Annotated in this window: 16 protein-coding genes; 2 read left to right on the top strand and 14 right to left on the bottom strand. The window is 47.4% G+C overall.

Annotation, left to right across the window (positions count from 1 at the left end; all coding sequences use genetic code 11):
- Positions 1-114 precede the first annotated feature (114 nt).
- Genes Q0Y65_RS02320 through Q0Y65_RS02340 form a run of 5 tightly spaced genes read right to left on the bottom strand, consistent with a single transcriptional unit; the run spans position 115 to position 5,573 of the window.
- Positions 115-1,089: an ion transporter gene (locus tag Q0Y65_RS02320; RefSeq protein WP_297956381.1), complete on the bottom strand. Its 975-nt coding sequence runs from the start codon at positions 1,087-1,089 to the stop codon at positions 115-117.
- A complete protein-coding gene (locus tag Q0Y65_RS02325) occupies positions 1,082-2,506 on the bottom strand; it encodes a deoxyguanosinetriphosphate triphosphohydrolase (RefSeq protein ID WP_297956384.1) in 1,425 nt (474 codons plus the stop codon). The genes Q0Y65_RS02320 and Q0Y65_RS02325 overlap by 8 nt, the downstream gene beginning before the upstream one ends.
- On the bottom strand, positions 2,503-3,210 hold the full coding sequence (gene sfsA / locus Q0Y65_RS02330) for a DNA/RNA nuclease SfsA (protein WP_297956386.1): 708 nt from the start codon (positions 3,208-3,210) through the stop codon (positions 2,503-2,505). Before sfsA ends, Q0Y65_RS02325 begins: the two co-directional genes overlap by 4 nt.
- The gene (locus Q0Y65_RS02335; RefSeq protein ID WP_297956388.1) at positions 3,182-4,816 is read right to left on the bottom strand and encodes a hypothetical protein; all 1,635 of its coding nucleotides are present in this window, start codon (positions 4,814-4,816) and stop codon (positions 3,182-3,184) included. Before Q0Y65_RS02335 ends, sfsA begins: the two co-directional genes overlap by 29 nt.
- Entirely contained in the window at positions 4,809-5,573 is a 765-nt protein-coding gene (locus tag Q0Y65_RS02340) for an AraC family transcriptional regulator (RefSeq protein ID WP_297956392.1), read from the bottom strand. The genes Q0Y65_RS02335 and Q0Y65_RS02340 overlap by 8 nt, the downstream gene beginning before the upstream one ends.
- Positions 5,574-5,735: 162 nt before the next feature.
- Between Q0Y65_RS02340 and Q0Y65_RS02345 the strand changes: the two genes are divergently transcribed.
- Positions 5,736-7,100, top strand: coding sequence for an MATE family efflux transporter (locus Q0Y65_RS02345; RefSeq protein WP_297956395.1), 1,365 nt, complete (start codon positions 5,736-5,738; stop codon positions 7,098-7,100).
- 176 nt (positions 7,101-7,276) lie between these two features.
- Here the strand turns inward: Q0Y65_RS02345 and Q0Y65_RS02350 are convergent, their stop codons facing one another.
- The gene (locus tag Q0Y65_RS02350) at positions 7,277-8,746 is read right to left on the bottom strand and encodes a hypothetical protein (RefSeq protein ID WP_297956398.1); all 1,470 of its coding nucleotides are present in this window, start codon (positions 8,744-8,746) and stop codon (positions 7,277-7,279) included.
- Positions 8,743-9,336, bottom strand: coding sequence for an RNA polymerase sigma factor (locus Q0Y65_RS02355; RefSeq protein ID WP_297956401.1), 594 nt, complete (start codon positions 9,334-9,336; stop codon positions 8,743-8,745). The genes Q0Y65_RS02350 and Q0Y65_RS02355 overlap by 4 nt, the downstream gene beginning before the upstream one ends.
- 312 nt (positions 9,337-9,648) lie before the next feature.
- Here Q0Y65_RS02355 and Q0Y65_RS02360 point away from each other — a divergent pair, with 312 nt between their 5' ends.
- A complete protein-coding gene (locus Q0Y65_RS02360) occupies positions 9,649-11,970 on the top strand; it encodes a heavy metal translocating P-type ATPase (protein ID WP_297956404.1) in 2,322 nt (773 codons plus the stop codon).
- A 127-nt stretch (positions 11,971-12,097) separates the two neighbouring features.
- Here Q0Y65_RS02360 and Q0Y65_RS02365 read toward each other — a convergent pair whose 3' ends face one another.
- From Q0Y65_RS02365 to Q0Y65_RS02395, 7 genes are all read right to left on the bottom strand, one after another.
- Positions 12,098-13,054, bottom strand: a complete 957-nt coding sequence (locus Q0Y65_RS02365) for a GTP-binding protein (protein WP_297956408.1) — start codon at positions 13,052-13,054, stop codon at positions 12,098-12,100.
- An 18-nt stretch (positions 13,055-13,072) separates the two neighbouring features.
- Positions 13,073-14,230, bottom strand: a complete 1,158-nt coding sequence (locus Q0Y65_RS02370) for a GTP-binding protein (protein ID WP_297956411.1) — start codon at positions 14,228-14,230, stop codon at positions 13,073-13,075.
- A 114-nt stretch (positions 14,231-14,344) separates the two neighbouring features.
- Positions 14,345-16,426, bottom strand: a complete 2,082-nt coding sequence (locus Q0Y65_RS02375) for an elongation factor G (RefSeq protein ID WP_297956414.1) — start codon at positions 16,424-16,426, stop codon at positions 14,345-14,347.
- Between the two features lie 106 nt (positions 16,427-16,532).
- The gene (locus tag Q0Y65_RS02380) at positions 16,533-18,077 is read right to left on the bottom strand and encodes an oligosaccharide flippase family protein (RefSeq protein ID WP_297956417.1); all 1,545 of its coding nucleotides are present in this window, start codon (positions 18,075-18,077) and stop codon (positions 16,533-16,535) included.
- A 103-nt stretch (positions 18,078-18,180) separates the two neighbouring features.
- Complete coding sequence (locus Q0Y65_RS02385; RefSeq protein WP_297956419.1) at positions 18,181-18,945, bottom strand: zinc ribbon domain-containing protein; 765 nt, start codon at positions 18,943-18,945, stop codon at positions 18,181-18,183.
- 193 nt (positions 18,946-19,138) lie between these two features.
- A complete protein-coding gene (locus Q0Y65_RS02390; RefSeq protein ID WP_297956422.1) occupies positions 19,139-19,885 on the bottom strand; it encodes a type 1 glutamine amidotransferase in 747 nt (248 codons plus the stop codon).
- The gene (locus Q0Y65_RS02395) at positions 19,882-21,219 is read right to left on the bottom strand and encodes a MurT ligase domain-containing protein (protein ID WP_297956425.1); all 1,338 of its coding nucleotides are present in this window, start codon (positions 21,217-21,219) and stop codon (positions 19,882-19,884) included. The genes Q0Y65_RS02390 and Q0Y65_RS02395 overlap by 4 nt, the downstream gene beginning before the upstream one ends.
- Between the last annotated feature and the right edge of the window lie 17 nt (positions 21,220-21,236).

Consider the following 21,236-nt stretch of genomic DNA (forward strand, 5'->3'; position numbering starts at 1 on the left):
CCAATTATTCTCGCAAATATATTATATCATTTATATCCACTCTTGTCAATAAGCGGCAGAATAATTTATATAAGCTGCACAAATATCATCAACTATTTTATATTTGAGTAACTCTTATTCCTTTATGATCTTTTCACTCTTGACGATGAGTATATCATTGGGCTTCATCTTCAGTTCCTCAACAGGGATAACTGTCAGCTCTCCCCTGAGAATAACAAGTATCTTCATATTATACTTTTCGGCGGCTTCACGGACCTTCATTCCGTTGAACCCGCTTTTTTTGTCCACAAGGATCTCCCCGACCTCTCTTATATCGCTGAAACGAACGTCGGAATGCTGATTCTTCGTGTACTGCTCAACGAAACCAGCGCTGATGATACCTGTAGGGATAGCCACCACGCCAACGCCCAAAAATGCTATACATATGGCCATGAGCTTTCCGATAACTGTTATGGGATAAATATCGCCGTAGCCAACGGTCAGCAGCGTTGACACGCTCCACCATATGCCGGAAAAGGCATTCCTGAACGCTCCGGGCTGAGCCTCGTGCTCAACGCTGTACATTCCCAGCGACGAGGCAAGCATAAGAACGATAATGATGAATACAGAGGATATGATCTGATTCTTTTTCTCGGTAAGTACCGTAGTGATAACGTGGAAGGAGTCATAATGAGCATTGACTCTGAACAGGTGGAATATCCTGACCACCCTCAGCATACGGAAAACTATGAAGCCGCTGAGGAAGAAAAACGGAAGTATGGTCAGAAGATCCACGACGCCGTCAAATGAACGCAGAAACCTTAAACGGGCTGCAAAGGGCTTTTTCTCCGGATACAGCATATCAGCCGTCCAGATACGCAGTATGTATTCTATGCAGAAAACTGATATAGTAACAGCTTCTGTCACTCTGAATACAGGCTTCAGAAAGGCAAGCTCCTCAAAGGTGTCAAGAAAGACGGTAAGTATATTGAGTATGATGACCGTAACTATGAACCAGTCAAAGGAACGGCTTATGAGATCGTCCTTGTTGCCTATCTGGATTATATCGAATATCCGCCGCCTGAGCGGTTTTTTTGTTTTCTCACTCAATTCCGCTCAGCTCCCTGTACAGTTTTCTGGCGTAACCGTCGGTCATGCCGCATATGTAGTCCGTCACAAGCATGAGCCTCAGGTAAAGCTTTTCCGCCTCGTCCTTCCCATCCGAGCTTACTCTGTAGGCGCGGATATAGTTCTCTGATACCAGCCGCATTATCCTCTGCTCGATGGCAGAGCTCTCGTATTCTGTATCATAGAGTATGGCAGCGCGAGTAAGCTTCGTAAGCAGGAATTCGTATATCTCACCTGCGGCGATCTCAAGCTTGTATATCTCCTTTGAACGGAACACATAGCGATAGGCTATGTCTCCCAGAGCATAGGCTATAGCGTTGCCGTGGGAAGCCGCAAGTAGCTCATAAGGGAATGTGCCCTCCATTATAGCCTGATAGTTGCTGGTAAAGCCGTAGGACGCACACCTGAGCAGCACTCCCTGAACATATATTATCCAGCGCTGTACCGCATTCTGCTCGGGAGATGATACCTTCTTTTCTACTGCGCTTGCATAATAGCCCTCAAGCTTTTCAACTGCCCTGTTGTACTCCTCACGCTCACCGTCGTCTGCGCACCTGCCTATGTAATTGTTTTTCAGTTCGTCAAGCAGCTGTGCGTAAGTAATAAAGCCCTTCTTTACAGCGTCCTCGGTGTCGGCGGTCTTGTATGCGATATCATCGGCTGCTTCCAGTATGAACGCCAGCGGATGACGGCAGCCCACAGCTCCCGTATTTGTGACTATATCCTCGAAAATATCCTTATCGGCATAATAATAGCCCATCTTCTTATCCTTGATATTGCCGCTTTTCTTGTTGATCTCCGTCGAGGACACAGGATACTTTATTATTGTATTGAGCAGAGTATACGTCAGGTTCATTCCGTACTCGTCCACAAGGAAATGAAGCTTCGTAAGAAGCCTCAGAGCCTGTGCATTGCCCTCAAAATGACAGAGATCCGCCGTCATCTGAGGAGTGAGTATGTCTATGAGCTTTCTGCCTCCCAGTTCAAGCTCGGGAAGGTTCCTGCCGAACCAGTCCCGCACATAGTCCTCTCCGAAATGTCCGAAGGGCGGATTACCGATGTCGTGAATGAGCCCCGCACACTCCAGAACGCTGCATATCTTGCTGATATCCTCCTCCGTGAGATCGCTGTCCTTTTTGTACTGTATGATATTGCGGAATATCATCTGCCCCAGAGACTTGGCAAATGAGGACACCTCAAGGGAGTGAGTCAGTCTTGTGCGGACGAAGTCTCCTCTGTCCAGAGGAAAGACCTGCGTCTTGTCCTGAAGCCTCCTGAATGATGCGCTGCCTATTATGCGGTGATAATCCTTCTGGAACTCGTTCCTCGGGTCTGAGCTGACAGACGATGTGGTGAAGCTCCTTCTTCTCTTTTCACATAAAAGCTCTTTCCAGTTCATATTATCTTCTCCGTTCTTATTCTGACAGGTTTGTCGATAGTCATACTGTCGGGAGTTACGATGCAGTCATAAGCAAGCAGGCTTACTCCTGCTTTTTCAGCTTCCCTGAGAGCGTCGCCGAACTCAGGGTGCATGATATCATTGGGGTGGAATTCGTATACCTCCTTCATCTGTATCACAAAGAGTATATACGCCCCGAAGCCTTCACGCTTTGCGCGTATAAGCTCGCGTATATGCTTTACTCCCCTTTCTGTGGGAGCATCGGGGAACAGCACGATACCATCGTTTTCAAGAGTAACTCCCTTTACCTCAAGAAATGATATCTTTCCTTTATCCTCAATACGGAAATCGAACCGCGAAGCTCCGTATGCCGATTCACGCTTTATGACAGCCTGCTCCGTGAAAAGCTCTCCCTTTTCCAGCCATTCCGCGGCAGCTGAATTTGGTATCTGAGAGTCCATATTCACAAGCAGAGGCGGAGCTCCCTCCCGTATCTTCTCCACAGCCACAAGATCATATCTTGTCTTACGCGAAGGGTTGTCCGATCCCTCAAGATATACGGTACAGCCCGGGGAAAGCAGTTCCCTGCACCGCCCTGTGTTCTTGACATGGACTGTCTCCGCAATGCCGTCTATAAGGACATTTGCAATGAATCTGTTGGGACGGCTTATAAACTCAGCCTGTTTTATACGATGGTATTTCATATTCTTTTCCGTAAAGCTCCTTGTACGTCTCTTTGGTGCAGATGATGAAAAGCTTCTTCTCGTCCACCTTGTCCTTGAATGGGCGGACCGCGTCGCCTGCATAGGCCTCGGCTATATATGAGCCTTCAAAGCCTATCTGCTCCCTCATTGAAGCAGGAGCCACAGTCGATGAGCATACGATAAAATCAGGGGCTCCGAAGCTCCGTGCATAATCGCAGTCTGCCCTTATTTCCTCATCGTCTGCCATAATATGGGTGACATAGGCAACCCCGCCCTCCATATTATAGTAAAGATTATGGTCAAAGTAGGCGTTGACGGTAACGGGAGCATCGGGATAGATATTCGTATCCTTTTCTGACCAGTCGATCAGCAGCTTCCTGTCCTGGATACCCTGTTCCTTTATCCATTCAGCTGCGGAAGAAGCGTTATCGTACGGTCTGCGTATGTCTTTGGCATAGCTGCATACGTCCCAGTATACATTCATGGCGGCTGATATGGCAACTCCGCCTATTACACAGTTCCGTGCGAATTTCCCGGATACACCTGCGCGGGATATGAGCGATATGAACTCGCTGAGTCTTATCTCCTCGGTATCAGCGGCTGTCCACATTATGAAAAGGGCATACAGCAGAAACATACCGTAATGATGAGGGTAGGCATATATGCTCATGGGTATCGAAATGAATATGTAGGGTATTATAAGCTCCGCAAGCATACGGCGTTTTTTACATACGATAAACAGTACAGCCCAGATCAAAACGGAAACCGCTCCCGCGCCTATAAGCTCACCGATGGAATTCATCTCGGTCTGAATGCTTGAGGCGTCTGATGAGAACGAGGTGACAAACACCTCCGACGGTATAAAGAATATGCACAGCAGCATTACCACAGGGAAGCTGTAATAATTGTCAATGTGCGTTGCCATGGTGTCATGCCTTGGAGCTATATCCGCTATTACGGCAATTGCCGCGGCAAGCAGGAATATATAGCCCGCCAGCAGCCTTTTGTTGCTGATAAAGCCGGAAAAAGCCTTTTTTGCGCTTCTCTGCCTTATGATCTCACCTGTAATGTCGGCAGCGGCGATACCTCCCGCAAAGGCTATGCCGTAGGAATGGCAAAGGCACAGAAAGGCCAGGGATAATATATACGCAACTGGCTTTCCCCTGCGTTTGACATAGAAAGAAGCACAGAGAAGTCCTGCGAACATAAGCATTGCATATGGCCGTGACAGAACACAATAGTGATATATTATGAAAAAGCTCAGAGGAACAAGGGCCTTTGTTACCTTGCCGAAGGGCGAGCGGAGCTCCAGCATAAGTATCATGGCTTCAAAGAATATGAACTGAACCGCCTTTACTGTCAATTCAAAGGAAAGGTCAGGTATTGAAGCAAGCTTTATAAGCATATGCCACAGCGGCGGATGTCCCTCATAGTGAGGTATGACGAATATGACCTCATACCATGAAGCATCCCGTGCAACCAGATAGGGCTGAGCCTCCTCATACCACGGCTCATGGAATACAAGTCCGATGACACCGATAGCTGTCAGGAGCAGCGTCATCACAAGGCCGAAGGCAAGGCTGCCTTTCTTTTTATTGTTATCCATTTTCTCTATCCCCTCCCTCGATAACATCCATATAATGAAGCTCCCTGAATTTCTTGGGAGTCATGCCGTTTATCTTCCTGAATACGCTTATAAAGGCGCTCTGAGACGAAAATCCCAGCGCAAGCGATATATCAAGACAGGAAAAGTCCGAATTCCTCAGCAGATTCTCTGCTGTTGATATCTTTGCCCTTGTAACAAAGGCCTTTATGCTCATACCCTTTTCCTTTGAGAAAAGCTTTGAAAGGTAAGAGGGATTCAGGCCGACGTGCTCCGCAAGAACATTAAGGGTCAGCTCCTCGTGAAGATGGTCATATATATAGTCTATACACCTGCGGACATGGATCGATATGACGTTATCCTTTTTGAGAGTACGCATACGCTCGGCAAAATCAAGCTCCATCTCACCGAAAAGATCAATCAAGCTCTCCACATCGTTGAGCTTGTCAGCACGCTGTATATATATATCGCTGAGAGTATAGGCAGTATCATGTCCCAGACCGCCCTCAACACAGTACCTCGACACAAGGGCTACCGCCGTAACGAAATGATAAATAAGATTTCTGACAGGATCCGCAGAAAGAGTGCCCTTTCCCTCAAGGAAAACTGGCTTTATGCTCTCAAAACGCCTTTTTACCTCCTCGGTATCTCCCGATCTGACAGCTCTGTAAAAGCTCATCTCCCGCTCAAAGGGATTCCTTGTAAATCCGTCGCTGCGCTGTATGTACAGCCTGTAGTTCAGGTCTCTGTCGGTTTTCATCATCTCACCTCCGTTGCTTTCTGTTCAGAAATTGTGATATTTCTATTATATCCCATTTTTGATACAAATGCAATATTTCTGATATAATTTATCACCTTTCGGGAATATAATAATCACAAAGAAAGAATAAATATGAAAGACGCTTCACAAGGAGGCATTTTTATGGCAAAGGCAAACGACCTTACAAACGGAAAGGTATCCTCGCTGATACTCAGATTCTATTTTCCCATGCTGCTGACAAATATGCTCCAGCAGATGTACAACATCGCTGATACTGCTATTGTCGGCAAGGGCCTCGGCAACAACGCTCTGGCAGCTGTGGGAAATATGTCGTCACTTACGTTTCTTATATTCGGATTCTCAATGGGACTTACCAACGGCTTTTCGGTCATAGTAGCCCAGAGCTTCGGCGCAAAGGATCACAAAAAGCTGCGCCGTGCCGTTGCATCATCGGTTATGCTCTGCTTTATCATTGCCGCTGTGCTCACAGCCGTAAGCATAGCATTCCTGCGCCCCGTGCTTGGACTTCTCCGCACAGACAGCGCTATCATGCACGACGGCCTTGTCTACGGATATTTCATATTCGGCGGACTTATCGCAACTATATCATATAATCTCTGCTCATGTATACTCCGCGCACTGGGTGACAGCAAAACGCCCTTTGTTGCAATAATCATATCCACCATAGTGAATATCTGTCTCGATACCTTCTGTATCTTCGTACTGAAAACAGGAGTTGAGGGAGCTGCTATCGCAACAATATTCTCCCAGATAGTATCAGCATTCATATGCTTCCGCAGGATCAGGAAGATCGACGTTCTGAACATCACAAAGGAGGACTTCAGGGGCAACGGAAAACTCTATGCCGAGCTTTTCGGCAACGGACTCCCCATGGCCCTCATGAACTCCATAACTGCCGTGGGCTGTATGGTAATACAGTATTTCGTAAACGGCCTCGGTGTCGCTTATACAACAGCTTATTCCGCCTGCAGCAAATTCATCAACCTGTTCATGCAGCCCTCATGTACTGCGGGCTTTGCAATGTCAGCCTTTACAAGCCAGAACTACGGCGCAGGAAAGTTCAGCCGTATACGCGAGGGACTCCATGTGTGTCTTGCCATATCAATGATATCCTACGTTATCCTGGGCTCGGTAATGGTGTTCTTCCCGGGATACCTTGCAGGCGTCATGGTAAGCGGCAGCGAGATAATAGAGATAGCAAAGTCCTATCTTCCCATATGCGGCATATTCCTCTTTGCGGTAGACCTGCTGTTCGTATTCAGGAACGGCTGTCAGGGCTTTGCAAAGCCTCTTGTGCCCATGATATCGGGTATCGTTGAAATGGCGCTCAGAATAGGCATTATCGCACTTTTCATAAACGTTACCGGCTTCAGAGCCACAGCCTATGCAGAGGTCTCCGCGTGGATAGGAGCTCTCCTGCTCAATATGGCTTCCTTCGAGCACACGCTGAACAAGAATCTCAGGACAACTGTGATACATCACCGCAAGCTCAGGACCGCTGCCTGACAACGGCTGATATCAGCCGTTCATATACACACTCACTCCAATCCCCAAAACTCGCTGTCTGTGTTTTACGCAGGCAGCACTTTTTTTGCAAAAAACAGCCCTCCGTTTTACGAAGGGCTGTATAAGAACTTTCTTTTGTATTCAAATCATATCGTAAGCGAGCATCCGTAAGCTGCTCAGTTATGGTTTTCTTTGGCTTCTGAAGCCGCCTTCTGCATTTCTTCGATACTATTCTGTATCACATACTGCTCTTGTACATTCTTTCTCTGTATTTCCAGCTCTTTAGAAATGCTTTCATAGAACTCCTTTTCCTGCTGATTCATCATTTCTTTCTGCTCATCATCTGAGACAGTGTACTCCTCTTCCTGATAGTATTTCGACTGACCGCTGTTAAGGTTACGTCTGTGTATAGTCAGTTTACCATCTTCGCCGTTGATGTACAGATCTATGGTCGGATCGCTCTGTGAAGAATACTGGAAGAAATTGGCAGTGCCCATGTATATGCACATAGAATACTTCATCTCACGGTTTACAGGCGTATTAACAGCTATCTCGCCGCCTTTTTTCTCAAGACGGTCTACATTTTCGCTCAGAAGATCCTCATCAGCTTCAGCATATGGAAAGAAATAGCTGTGTGAAAATTCTGCTCCCTTATTACGGTCAGAGAAGTAGTCCTTTCTTTCCATGCACAATTCTGATTTATCAGGCATTGCGTTGGTTCCGTCATAATTAATGGAGCATTTCCAGAGCTTTTCAGGTATGCTTACCTCCTCAAAAGCGAATGCTTTCTCATTATACACCGTATTAAGTACATCGAAGCAATATTTGCCGCTGTCCTTGTAGCAGCAGTATAATACCTGAGTTTCAATGGCTCTGATACCTTCGGCGTCCTTGAATAACCTGTTGTACATATAAGACGCAACTGTAACGCTGTTGCCGTCGGGATCGGTCATATATCCGTATCTGTCACCTTTGAATGACGTATCGGCAGCGGGATAGACTTCTCCGCCGTTCCCGAATAAAGGTTCATCTGACAGATCTTCTATGTCTTTATCGGTGAACTCAGCCTTTGACTTTGCAGCCGCAATCACGCTTGATCTGCCGAACTCGCCTTTGTACTCCACAGCGTATATCTGATTTGTCAGTATAGCATCTTTTATTCTTCTTACATAGATCCTGACCCTGACTCCTTCCTTTTCATTATTCTTGAAAGGACATCTGTAAAGCGGATCCACAAGCACATCGTTCTCGGCGTACTCCTTCAGAGTCATATCATATATATCATAGGTGTGTTCCTCTGTTTCTTCAAAGATCTCCGAAAGAAGCGTGCGGTATTTTTCATCACTGTTTCTGCGGAAGTTTGACAGGAAATTCTGTACAAATGCCGTATGCGGCAGTATACCTACACAGATAACCACCGCGGCTGCGGCAGCGATCCATTTTAGCACAGGTAACGCCCTGCGTCTGCCCGTTACGTTCTCAAGGTCGCTTACGGTAAACTCGCTGTCGGAAAAATCCGAATCTTTTTCAGGAAAAGCTCTTGCGGAGATCTTGTCGAAGCAGTCCACGCCTGACGAAAGCTCGTTCATCTTATCGCGGAGCTTTTTCTCGAATTCCTGATCTCCCTTTATATTTTTATCTTTCACTGATCTTCACCTGCCTTTTCCTGTAATATGGCTATTGCTTTCTTATACCTTGATTTAGCAGTAGTCTCCGGACACTTCATGACCTTTGCTATCTGCCTGAACGTAAGCTCTGCACAGCATTTCAGTATGACGGTCTGTCTTTGCACATCATTGAGATTCTTCAGAAGCTGATTTATGTAAATACTGTCCTCTACAGTCTTTTCAGCGTCGCCGTAGCTCTGTATGATAAAATTTGATATCTCTTTCTTATGTCTGCGGCGAAGCTCCAATGCAACGTTGCGCGCTATTGTAAGGATGAAGCCTTTGCCGTCCCCTTTCTTCGCGGAAAACCGCTTTACCTGAGTAAGCCTGACAAAGGTCTCTGTCACACAGTCCTGCGACAGATGATAATCGGATGTAATTCCGAAAGCCACAGCAAACACGCTGTCCTTGAACATAAGATACAGCCTGCTGAGACTCTCCTTGGAGGAAGCACAGTTCAATATGAGATCATTTACGGTATCATCTGCTGCAGAAGGTTCCTGTTTTGTTTTTAACACTGTAAGAATAGCTGTGTCACCTCCGCTGAATATTTTTGTTCCTGCATCCATATCATCACTCCTTTTTCGTCTGACAAGGCGTTTGCGGACAAATTTCCGCTTATGCCGCCGGACTATTATGAAAGCTTTCATATATAAGTGATTTCAGGAGCCGAAAAAGACGAAATAATTTTCAAAAAATGTTAGTGATATATAACAACGTGTATATCTGCCAGTTTCCCTGAAAACAGAAGTCAATACAGCAATTATATCATTTTCACTGATAAAATGCAATAAATTTCTCTTTACCTATTGACAAACGAATTGTAAAGTGCTAAAATGAATATATGAACAGTTGTTCATATATGAAAGGATAGTGATCCTATGGAGAAATACTACTCTATATCCAATTTAGACTGCGCTCACTGCGGCGCAAAGATTGAAGAAGCCATCAGCAAGCTTGAAGGCGTTGAGTCAGCTGTACTGAACTTCCCGCTGAAGAAATTCAAGATAAAGGGCGAACATTCAGATGAGCTCCTTGCCAGAATGAATGAAGTTGCCAACGCAATTGAAGCAGGTGTTATTATCACCGCGTTCGAGGAGAAGCACCATCACAGTCATAAGCATCACCAACATCATGAGCACCACCACGATGTAGAATGCTCCTGCGGACACGATCACGGCCATGAGCATTCTCATGAACACGGCGATGAGTGCTCCTGCGGACACGATCACAGCCACGAACATTCTCATGAACACGGCAAGGAGTGCTCCTGCGGACACGATCACAGCCACGAACATTCTCATGAACATCATCATGAAGCTGCTCACTCCCATGAAGATGAAGAAAAAGAGTACGAAAGCCTTCTGGGCGATATCATTCCCCTTGCGGCAGGAATAATATTGTTTGCTGCTGCCGTCATATGCGGAAAAACTCTTGACATAAAGCCTCTGACTATCGGGCTTTATATCGCCGCTTACCTTGTACTTGGCGTCAATGTTCTCAAGGCGACCTTCAGGAACCTGAGAAACGGCAATATCTTCGACGAGAACTTCCTTATGACTGCCGCTACCATAGGTGCATTTGCCCTCGGTGAGTATGCCGAGGCAGTGGGCGTTGTTCTGTTCTTCCGTATAGGCGAGATCTTCGAGGACTACGCTGTTTCAAGAAGCAGAAAGGCTATCACCGATGTGGCCGGACTGAAAGTTGAGGAAGCTGATATGCTTGTGGACGGTGAGTTCATAAGAGTAGATTCCGATGAGATAAGCGAAGGCGATCTGCTCCGCATAAAGCCGGGCGAAAGAATTGCTGCCGACGGTATAATTGAGTCGGGAAGTTCAAAAATAGACACATCGGCTGTAAACGGAGAACCTGTTCCCCTTATGGTAAAAGAGGGCGATACGGTCTTTTCGGGCTGCATAAATCTTTCGGATACATTTACACTGAGAACAACGGCAGCTGCCTCCGACTCCATGATTTCCAAGATCGCACAGGCAGTTGAGGACGCCTCGGCTTCAAAACCGAAGATAGACCGCTTTATTACAAGGTTTGCAAAGGTATATACTCCTATCGTTATGGCAATAGCCCTGCTTACAGCTGTTATCCCCTCTCTCATCACCGGAGACTGGAGCAAGTGGATATACTCTGCACTTACCTTCCTTGTAATAAGCTGTCCCTGCGCTCTGGTACTAAGCGTTCCGCTTGCATACTTCTCGGGTATCGGCGCAGCTTCAAAGCTGGGAATACTTTTTAAGGGCGGAAATGCTATTGAAGCCCTTGCCAAGGTAAAAGCCATCGCCTTTGACAAGACAGGCACACTTACAAACGGAAGCTTTACCGTTACCGAGATAAGAAGCTACGGCAGCCTTGACAAGAACGAAATAATCAGTATTTGCGGAAGCTGCGAACAGTGCTCCACACATCCCGTTGCCGAAAGCATCGTTGACTATTGCAGACAGAACGGCATGACTCTCAGCCAGCCAGAAAGCTCCGGTGAGATAGCAGGCCGAGGCGTATCCGCTGTAGTTGACGGCAAAACCGTTCTCTGCGGCAACGAAAGGCTCATGAAGGAAAACGGCATATCGGTTCCCGATGACACTATTCCCCTCGGCAGTATAGTATATGTTGCCATTGACGGAAAGGTATGCGGTATGGCAGTCGTATCCGATACGGTAAAGAAGACCTCTGCCTCAGCAGTATCTCAGCTCAGGCAAATGGGTATAGCTACTGCAATGCTTACGGGAGATAAGTCAGAAAACGCCGACGCTATGGCGAAGGAACTGGGAGTTGACAGTGTTAAGGGCGATCTCCTCCCTGACGGCAAGCTTGCAGAAATAGAACGTATCCGAAGGGAAAAAGGCGCTGTCATGTTCGTCGGCGACGGCTTCAACGACGGTCCCGTCCTTGCAGGCGCAGACGTGGGCGGAGCTATGCACAGCGGCTCTGATCTTGCTCTGGAGGCCGCAGACGCCGTATTTATGAACTCCGAGCCCGAATCGGTAGTAAAGGCAAAGAAAATAGCAGACAAGACGCTCCGCATATCCTATGAGAATATCATATTCGCACTTGCAGTAAAGGCTGCTGTGCTTATACTGGGACTTATAGGTCATCCGAGTATGTGGCTGGCAGTATTTGCGGACTCCGGTACGGCTATGCTGCTGATACTCAATTCCGTAAGAGTTCTGAACACAAGAAAATACAGATAAGGAAAAGAGACTTCCGTCCGGAAGTCTCTTTTTATGATTTTACCAGTTTATTTTCAACTCGACATATTATTTTCAACACATTGTTGACGGACATGTTAAAAGCTCCCCTTTGCAGGGAGCTTTATAATTAATAGAATGTGGCAACAGGCTGCTCAGGAGCCTCTGCCTTTTCGTATTTCTCAACATAGAGCACAGGGCCTTTGCCTTTGTACAGCTTGTGCTTCTGTACGCTGACCTTGCCTGTTACAGTTATCCAGTCCTTGTTCTGAGGCTCGTTTCCGCTCTCGTCCTGTGCCACCATCCAGCAGTACTGTATATCCTCAACACAGCAGGTCATGATATGACGTCCTACGGCGTAGGTATTCTCGGGGAACTTCCCGTTTCTGGCGATAAGCGCCTTGAAGGTCATTCTCTTGCCGTCATACTTCATGGGCTCCTCAATGATATCACGGTACCAGAGAGCAAAGTCCTTGTCCTCTATAGTGATATCGTCTGCCTCAACATCAAAGGGCAGCGGATCCTCGATATCGTCATAAGCGATCTGTCCGTCTGTGTACTCATAGACTATCTCGGCACGCCTTGAAACGCCTCTTACTATCTTGTGGAACTCGTTGGGGTCAAAACTCTTGTCAAAGCGGTTGAAAACTACCATCTCCGTAGTATTGAACTTGTCCACAACGAGATTGCGCATATTGGCGTTGTAGTTCATGAAGGTGGTGGAGTCCACAAAGCACATCACCTGAGCTATAGTGGTATCATCGGGCATAGCCTTGAAGAAGTCGTCCATTGTCCACATACCGTTGTATTCGACAACGATACGCTCTGCGCCGCTCTCCGCAAGAAGCTTTGAGAAGTTCTCCATAGTGAACTCGTCTTTATCATCAATAACGCGGATATCAACGTTTTTCTTCGGCATACGGGAGATATCGTACTCCTCGACGCCCTCCTCGCATATCAGGAGAAGCGTCTTTTCGCCCTTATTGAAACGCTTGTCCTCCATGGTCTCCTGTATGAACTTTGTCTTTCCCGACTCAAGAAAGCCGAGAAACAGGTAAATCGGTATTACATCATTCTGATCTGCCACGGTAAAAGCTCCTTTCTGTCAGGCCTTGAAAAGCTCGGCAATAGCTTCCTCGTTTATTTTTGAACCGATAACGCAAAGCCTGCCGATAGTACCTGCACTGCCTGTGCGGACATCGGGCACACCGGGAACATAGTCATAGTGTATCCACTTGCCGTCTGTGCCTGCAACTATGCCCTTTGCGCGGAGTATCATGCCGTACTTCTCCTCATCGCCCAGTGCGTTGAGAGCGTTTGTTATCTCCTCGGGAGTATAAGCTCTTGTTGTCTCTCTGCCCCAGCTGGTGAAAACCTCATCAGCGTGGTGGTGATGATGCTCGTGGTCATGATCGTGGTCGTGACAGCCGCAGGTACAGTCGGGACCGTGATCGTGATGATGTTCATGTTCGTGTTCATCATGATCGTGATGATGATGCTCATGCTCATCATGGTCGTGGTGGTGATGCTCATGCTCATCATGGTCATGGCAGCAGTGTTCATCGTGGTCGTGGTGGTGATGCTCATGTTCCTCATCATGGTCGTGGTGATGATGGTGGTCATGATGTGCGGCCTCCTCAAGAAGCTCCTTCAGCTCATCATCAAGTGTATTTTTCTGCGTCATAGCGTCAACAAGCTGCTTGCCTGTAAGCTCGTCCCACTCCGTTGTAACAATAGGTGCAGCAGGATTCTTTTCACGGAGACTCTTTACACAATCATCAAGCTTTTCCTGTGAAAGACCGCTGGTGTGGCTGAGGATAAGGCAGCTTGCATAGGTTATCTGATTATCGAAGAACTCGCCGAAGTTCTTCATGTACATCTTGTACTTCTTAGCGTCAACAACGGTTGTAAAGCCGTCAAGCTCCACATCGTGCGCGTTGATATTCTGAACGGCGCGGATAACGTCGCTGAGCTTTCCCACGCCCGAGGGCTCGATAAGGATACGGTCGGGAGCGTAGTCCTCCAGCACCTTTTCCAGAGCCTTTCCGAAATCGCCGACTAAGCTGCAGCAGATACAGCCTGAGTTCATCTCCGTGATCTCAACGCCTGCGTCCTGCAAGAATCCGCCGTCAATGCCTATCTGGCCGAACTCGTTCTCTATGAGGACCAGCTTTTCGCCCTTGTAGCCTTCCTGAATGAGCTTCTTTATAAGAGTGGTCTTTCCCGCACCGAGAAAGCCCGAGAATATGGTTATCTTTGTCATGTGAACAACACTTCTTTCATTTAAATTCAAATTATATTATAGCACACTGACAAAAATAAATCAAGCCCCGAAAACAAAAAGCGGCAGCCGCTTCTGCGACTGCCGCCATATCATTTAATCAACATTTCCTACTGCCGAGATTACCTCAGTTACCAGATTTGAAGGAAGCTGCTCGTATCTTACGAATTCAAATGTAAAGCTTCCCATGCCTCTTGTGGTCTGACGGAGATACATTGCGAAATCGTGCATCTCACGCATGGGCACCTCTGCCTGGATAAGGGTGTTTCCGCCGCCAACAGGCTCCATGCCAAGCACTCTGCCTCTGCGCTTGTTGAGCTCGCCCATGATATCGCCTGTATTGTCGTCGGGAGCTGTTACCTTCAGCTCGCCGATAGGCTCAAGCATTACGGGATCAGCCTGTCTGAGGCCTTCCTTGTATGCTATGGAAGCAGCTGTCTTGAATGCCATTTCCGAAGAGTCAACAGGGTGATATGAACCGTCTACCAGTATAGCCTTCAGACCTACTACGGGACAGCCTGCAAGAACGCCCTTCTTGACAGATTCTTCAAGTCCCTTCTGAACTGCGGGGAAGAAGTTCTTGGGAACAGCGCCGCCGAATATCTTCTCCTCGAATACGAGGGTATCGCTTACGCAGGGCTCGAACTCGATCCATACATCACCGAACTGTCCGTGACCGCCCGACTGCTTCTTGTGTCTGCCCTGTACCTTTACCTTCTTGCGGATAGTCTCCTTGTAAGCTATCTTGGGAACGGTAAGATTTACCTCAACACCGAACTTTGTCTTGAGCTTGGCAGCTGCGACCTCGATATGCTGTTCACCAAGACCGCTGAGGATCTGCTCCTTTGTGGTCTCGTCCTGGATATATGTGAGAGTAGGATCCTCCTCGATAAGTCTCTGGATGCTTGCGGAGATCTTTGCCTCGTCGCCCTGTGCCTTTGCCTTTACTGCCATAGAGTAGCAGGGTCTCGGGAACTCCATGCCTGCGAACTCAACGACTCTTGAAGAATCGGAGAGTGTATCGCCAGTATTTGCGGAGATCTTGGAAGCTACAACGATATCGCCTGCATATGCTGCAGACACCTCGCTCTGCTTCTTTCCGCAGAGATTATAGAGCTTGCCGATCTTTTCGGCTGCACCTGTGGTCGAATTCACTACGTCACAGTTAGATGTGAGCTTGCCCGACATAACTCTTATGAACGACATCTTGCCTACGAAGGGGTCAGCGATGGTCTTGAATACGAATGCTGACAGAGGAGCCTCAGCGTCACAGTCAACCTCAACAATATCCTTTGTGGGAGTATATGCCTCAGCAGCATATACCTCGTTGGGTGAAGGAAGCAGCAGCTCTATCTCCTTGAGAAGCATATCTATACCTGCAAGGTCTGATGCAGATGTGCAGACTACGGGAGTGATGATACCGCGGTTCATACCGTCGTGGATACCGTCGATGAGCTCCTTCTGGGTGAAGGCCTCGCCCTCGAAGAACTTTTCCATAAGCTCCTCTGAGGTCTCGGCAACAGCCTCGGAAACGGCAGCTACAAGACCGTCAACACGGTACTCAAACTTCTCCGATATCTCGGCTGTGGGCATCTCTGTCTCGATAGCGTTGCCCTTTGAGTCGTACTTATAGCACTTCATCTCTATGAGGTTTACATACTCAACTATCTGTCCGTTGCTGACAACGGGAACTACTACGGGGCATACAGTAGGACCGAAAACCGTCTTGAGCTCTGTGAGAACATTGAAGAAGTTAGCGTCCTTATCGTCGATCTTCGTAACCACGAACATCTTTGACTTGCCCTGCTTTACAGCCTCGTCATAGGCCTTTCTTGCGCCTACCTTTACGCCTGATTTTGCAGAGACTGTTATCATTACCGTATCTGAAGCCCTTATACCCTCGATCATCTCGGCTGCAAAGTCGAACAGACCCGGAGTATCGAGCAGATTTACCTTAAATCCGTTATATTCAAAGGAAGCAAGAGAAGTACCGATAGATATCTGTCTCTTGATCTCCTCGGGATCGTAGTCACAAACTGTTGTGCCGTCAGCAGTCTTGCCGAGTCGGTCGGAAGCTCCTGCCTTGTAAAGGATCGCCTCTGCAAGAGAAGTTTTTCCCGAGCCGTTATGGCCTGCAAATGCTATGTTTTTGACTTTGTTTACATCATATTCTTTCATGGTAAAGTTTCTCCTCTTAAATGGTTTATCCGTTTTATGCACGGCATACAAATATTATAATTCATTAATAAAAAAATTGCAATACTAACATAAAATTTTCTACATTTCATAGTACACGGTCAACCGTTTGTTGTGCACTATCACCAAATAATTCTTCTCCTGATTTACTAATTAGCTTTACTTTTCCCAAAACGGAGTAAGATCCGAAGTAAACAGCTCCCCAGAGCACAGCAAATACGATCATTGACGGCACTTTTTCTGCTGTCAGGCCTATGATACGGTATGCTATCTCAATGACCGACATGGTCGATACAGCAAGCAATACAGGCAAAAGCAAAGTCCCGCCAAGAGCTTTTTCCGCTCCGGACGCCCTTGTTACCCTGATGAAACGTGAGCAGTTCCCGATAATATTGCTGGCATAATATGAAAACACTATCCCGTAAAATCCGACCCGCGGCACAAGAATAAGCACCGAGGCTATCCTGATAATGTACTCCGCAAGATAGTTGAAGGACGAAAAGCTCTGGAGTCCCAGCCCTTTTATGAGGGCTTCAAGTACTATCTCCATGTATATAAACGGTATGACGGGAGCGATAACTGTTATGATCCTGCCTGCAAGCTCCCCGCCGCCAAGAAGTCTGCCGATATCTCCTCCGAAGCGCATCATCACAGCCGCAGCAAATACAGAGAACATAAGCGTCCACGCTTTCAGTCTTTCAGTCAGGCTCTTAATACGCTGCCTGTTCCCTGCTGCGCTTGCTCTGGCAGTCTCGCTGACTATTATTCCCGATACCGAACAAAATACTACCGACGGGAAAAACAGAGCAGGAAGCACTATCCCTTCAAATATACCGAACATCCCCAGCGCCTCCCCTGCCGAGTCACCGTATTGCCTGAGACATACAGGTATCAGGGCGTCATTGGTGCTGCTAAGTACAGCTGTAAGAATACTGCCGCCCATTATAGGGAATGACAGCGCGGCATACCGTCTGAATGTCAGGGAGCATACACTCTTAGCAGGCCTGCGGTACCTGATATATGACGCCGAAAGCAGCAGAAGGGATACTGTATTGCCTGCTATCACTCCGCCGATCATGATACGGCATACAGCGTTTTCCGAGACTCTCCCCACAGCAAGTGTCACAGCAACTATAAAAACGCACCTTGTGATAAATTCCGCTATGTCACCTGCCGCTGACACAGCCGCCCTCCTGTCGGCGTTGAAGTAGCCCTTCAGACAGGCCGACAGTGCTCCTGTTACAAGTGCGACTGGCATTATCCTCAGAGCCGCCGTCATCTCGGCTCCGCTGAAAAACCTGCGGCTTATCGGCTCTGCAAGCAGCAGAAGAGCTGCCGACACAGCCATACTAAGTATCAGGCAAAGCCTTACACCGTACAGAAGCACTCTGTTTGCGTTGCCGCATGGCTTTCCAAGCTCCTCGGATATGAGACGGCTGGTACAAAGAAAGGCGTTGCCGTTTGATAGTATTCCTGCAAGCCCGAGAAATGAGCCCATCAGGCTCAGTATCCCCACGGCTGAAGTTCCGAGCTGCTTCGTAATGAATACGTTCAGCAGAAGCGCAGCCGTATCGAGAAAAAGCTGCATTACCGTAAGTATGACCGTATCGCGTAATAGTCTGGATCTGAACACTTTGACCTCCTACAGAATGTGTTTTTACATTTTATGGAGAAAAAGTGCCAAAAATGACAAAACGGACAGCAGAGAGAAACTCCGCTGTCCGTTTTAGGATAGATCATCTTTTTTTGTATACCAGAAGCTCGGGATCTGCACCGTCTTTTCCATAGGTGCATACCATCATAAACTCCACATTTGCAAGTATGCCGAAGCAGCGTCCGTCACCATTTCCGCTCTCGAACTGATTGCCCAGATAAGTCGCATTGTCATCGAGGAATTTGACAGTATTTCCGTTTGGAAGCTTATATGCAAGGTTCACATAGCTGCCCACAAGTGCATTAAGCTTTTCAACCTTCGGCATTCCTTTGATACCGAGCGCATTGAATTCATCAATGAGCTGCTTCTTGAAGCTCTCGAACTTACCGCCGTCCTCCAGTTCCTTATGCTGTTTCCAGTAATCCAGCTTAGGCAGCATATCCTTCATATGGATACGCGCCTGCTCCTCGGAAAAGCCGTTGGCAGCCATATGCTTTACACAAACATTTATGAGGTCATCCATATCGTGATATGTATAATTTCCGTCGGCATAGCACCATTTGCAATAGTCCTCATTGAATGAACCGTCAGGCTCCTTGCTGATAGAAGCATCCTCAAGCGGCATACCGCAGCACTGGCATATTAGTTTTCTCGGAGAGCCTAAAATAGTATTTATGGACACTCCGAAAATCCCGGAAAGCAGCTTAAGAGTTTCGGTATTAGGTATCGTTTCACCTGTTTCCCAGCGTGAGACTGCCTGACGGGTAACGAATACCTTTTCGGCAAGCTCCTCCTGAGACAATCCGTGACTGCTTCTGAGTTCAAGTATTATGTTTTTAGTTTCCATGATTATCACCTCTGATGTTATTATAACACAGTATGAGAAAAAAACAAGAAACTGTCTGTTGCTTGCTTTACGCTGCAAATAAGATCTCCATCTGTACGGGTGAACAGTGTTCGCCCGAAAGAATCATGGTTTGTAATACATGGGCACACAAGGCGAGCCCTTACGAGCTGACATCTAAGGGCTCCCCTACAAGTTAACGGCTTTTAAGAAGCCTGTCAAGCATTACCTGACGGCAATCCTTTTCAAGAGTATCATCAAGAGCTTCAAGAGAGATATGCTCCTTCTCGCCCCTGTTCACACAGTATTCTATCATATAGTCAGATATCTCGGGGTTTTTCGACAGACAGGGACCGTGGAGATATGTAGCGATAACGTTTTTCTCACAGTAGCCCTCTGCCTCGCTCTTTGAGCAGTTTCCGTTTCCGTAAAGCACCTTTCCGAAGGTGGATTTTACTCCCTGTGTCTGACCGCCGTGATTTTCAAAGCCGACAACCTTAACAGGCTTGCCCGTAAGCCCGGTCTCGATGACTATATTGCCGATACAGCGCTTTCTGCGGCTGTTGGGAGCTACAGTGAAGTAATCAAAAAGCCCCAGTCCCTTTATCTCGTTTCCGTCAGCGTCACGGTAGTATTTTCCCATGAGCTGATAGCCGCCGCATATCAGGAAAAGGAAGGTACCGTTCTTATAGGCCTTTACGATCCCCTCCCTGCATTTCAGTAGGTCCTCTGAGATATGCTGCTGCTCCAGATCTGCGCCTCCTCCTATGTATATAAGGTCATAGGAGCTGAAATCGGGCATTTCCGAATCTATGGAGTATTTATCTATTATACATTCTATACCGCGCTTTTTGCAGCGGAAGGAAATAACCTCCATGTTTCCGCTGTCTCCGTAGAGATCGAGCATATCGGCATACATATGAAGTATCCTTATCGTTTTCATCTGTTACCTCCATGCTTTGCGATATAGCGCTTCAGAGCGCTTCTTGTGGGCTGCACTGCCGTATAATTGGCAATTATGAACTTTCGTCCCTGCGTGCTCGCAAGCTCCTCAACAGCCTTGTCAAGATCGGGACGAACTACTATCTTTGCCGGATCATAGCCCGCTGTCTTTATACGGACCGCGATATCATACGCTCTTGTTCCCGAAGTCACAACTCTTGTGACGCGCTGGAAAATGCTGAAATTGATATCATATATCCAGGAAACGTCAAGGCCGTCGGCGATATTGTCATTGAGCACGAAAAGCAGCTCCTTTTCGCCCTGCATCTCGTTCATGACGCGGAGAGTCATATTGGCTCCCACGGGATTCTTTGCAAGATTCAGCGTAGCCTTGCTGCCGCCCAGCATAAAGTTCTCCATACGGCCGTTCTTGACGGTATAGCTGTTGATAACTCCGTCTGTAATATCCTGATCGATATTGTAGAGCTTTGCCGCAGCCGCCACAGCCGTCATATTATAGATATTGTAGATACTGTTGAGCTTGGGCGAATATGTGTGGCCGCCGGCAGTGAATACAGGCTTTTCAAGGTCGATATCCCTGGCTGTGATATAGGGCTCATAGTTTCCGAAGCCGCACTTTTTGCATATGAATTTTCCGATATGGGAGTACTGATAGTAATCGTACTCCAGCGCCTCGCCGCAGAAGGGACAGAAGCGTCCCTCCGATGCCTCGAATATCTTCTTTGTGGCAAAGGCGTAGGGCTCCGCATGGAAATACTTGACGTTTTTATTATGGGGATTCGCCCTTCCCAGACGAGCTGTGTTGGGGTCGTCGCCGTTGAGTATGAGATTGCCCTCAAACGTCTTGCAGAAGCCGTTGATCTTCTGGATAAGAGTCTCCATCTCGCCGTTTCGGTCAAGCTGGTCGCGGAAGAAGTTGAGCACCACAAGTGTGTCCAGCTTCAGCTGGGAATACACCACGGGAACATGGGACTCATCGGTCTCCAGTATAAGGTAATCCGCCTTGACCTTTCCCGACATATCACAGTATTTCAGCAGCATGGAGCATATTCCCGTATCCAGGTTATTACCCTCGCGGTTTATGATTATCTTCTTGCCGCTGCGCTCAAAAAGCTGAGCGATACAGTTAGTGACTGAGGTCTTTCCGTTGGTTCCCGTTACGGCAATTATGGGACAGTCTACCTTGAACATGGAGACCGCCTTGTGCCGCGACAGATGCCATAGCACTATTCCCGGCAGGTTTCCCGCATTTCGGTGCATAAGCTTCAACAGCTTTACAATTATCTTTCCTATTAATATCAAAAGTCGTTTCAATTTAATTCTCCGTTAAT

This window comes from uncultured Ruminococcus sp. (assembly GCF_947301925.1).
In the GTDB taxonomy this organism is placed as follows: domain Bacteria; phylum Bacillota; class Clostridia; order Oscillospirales; family Ruminococcaceae; genus Ruminococcus.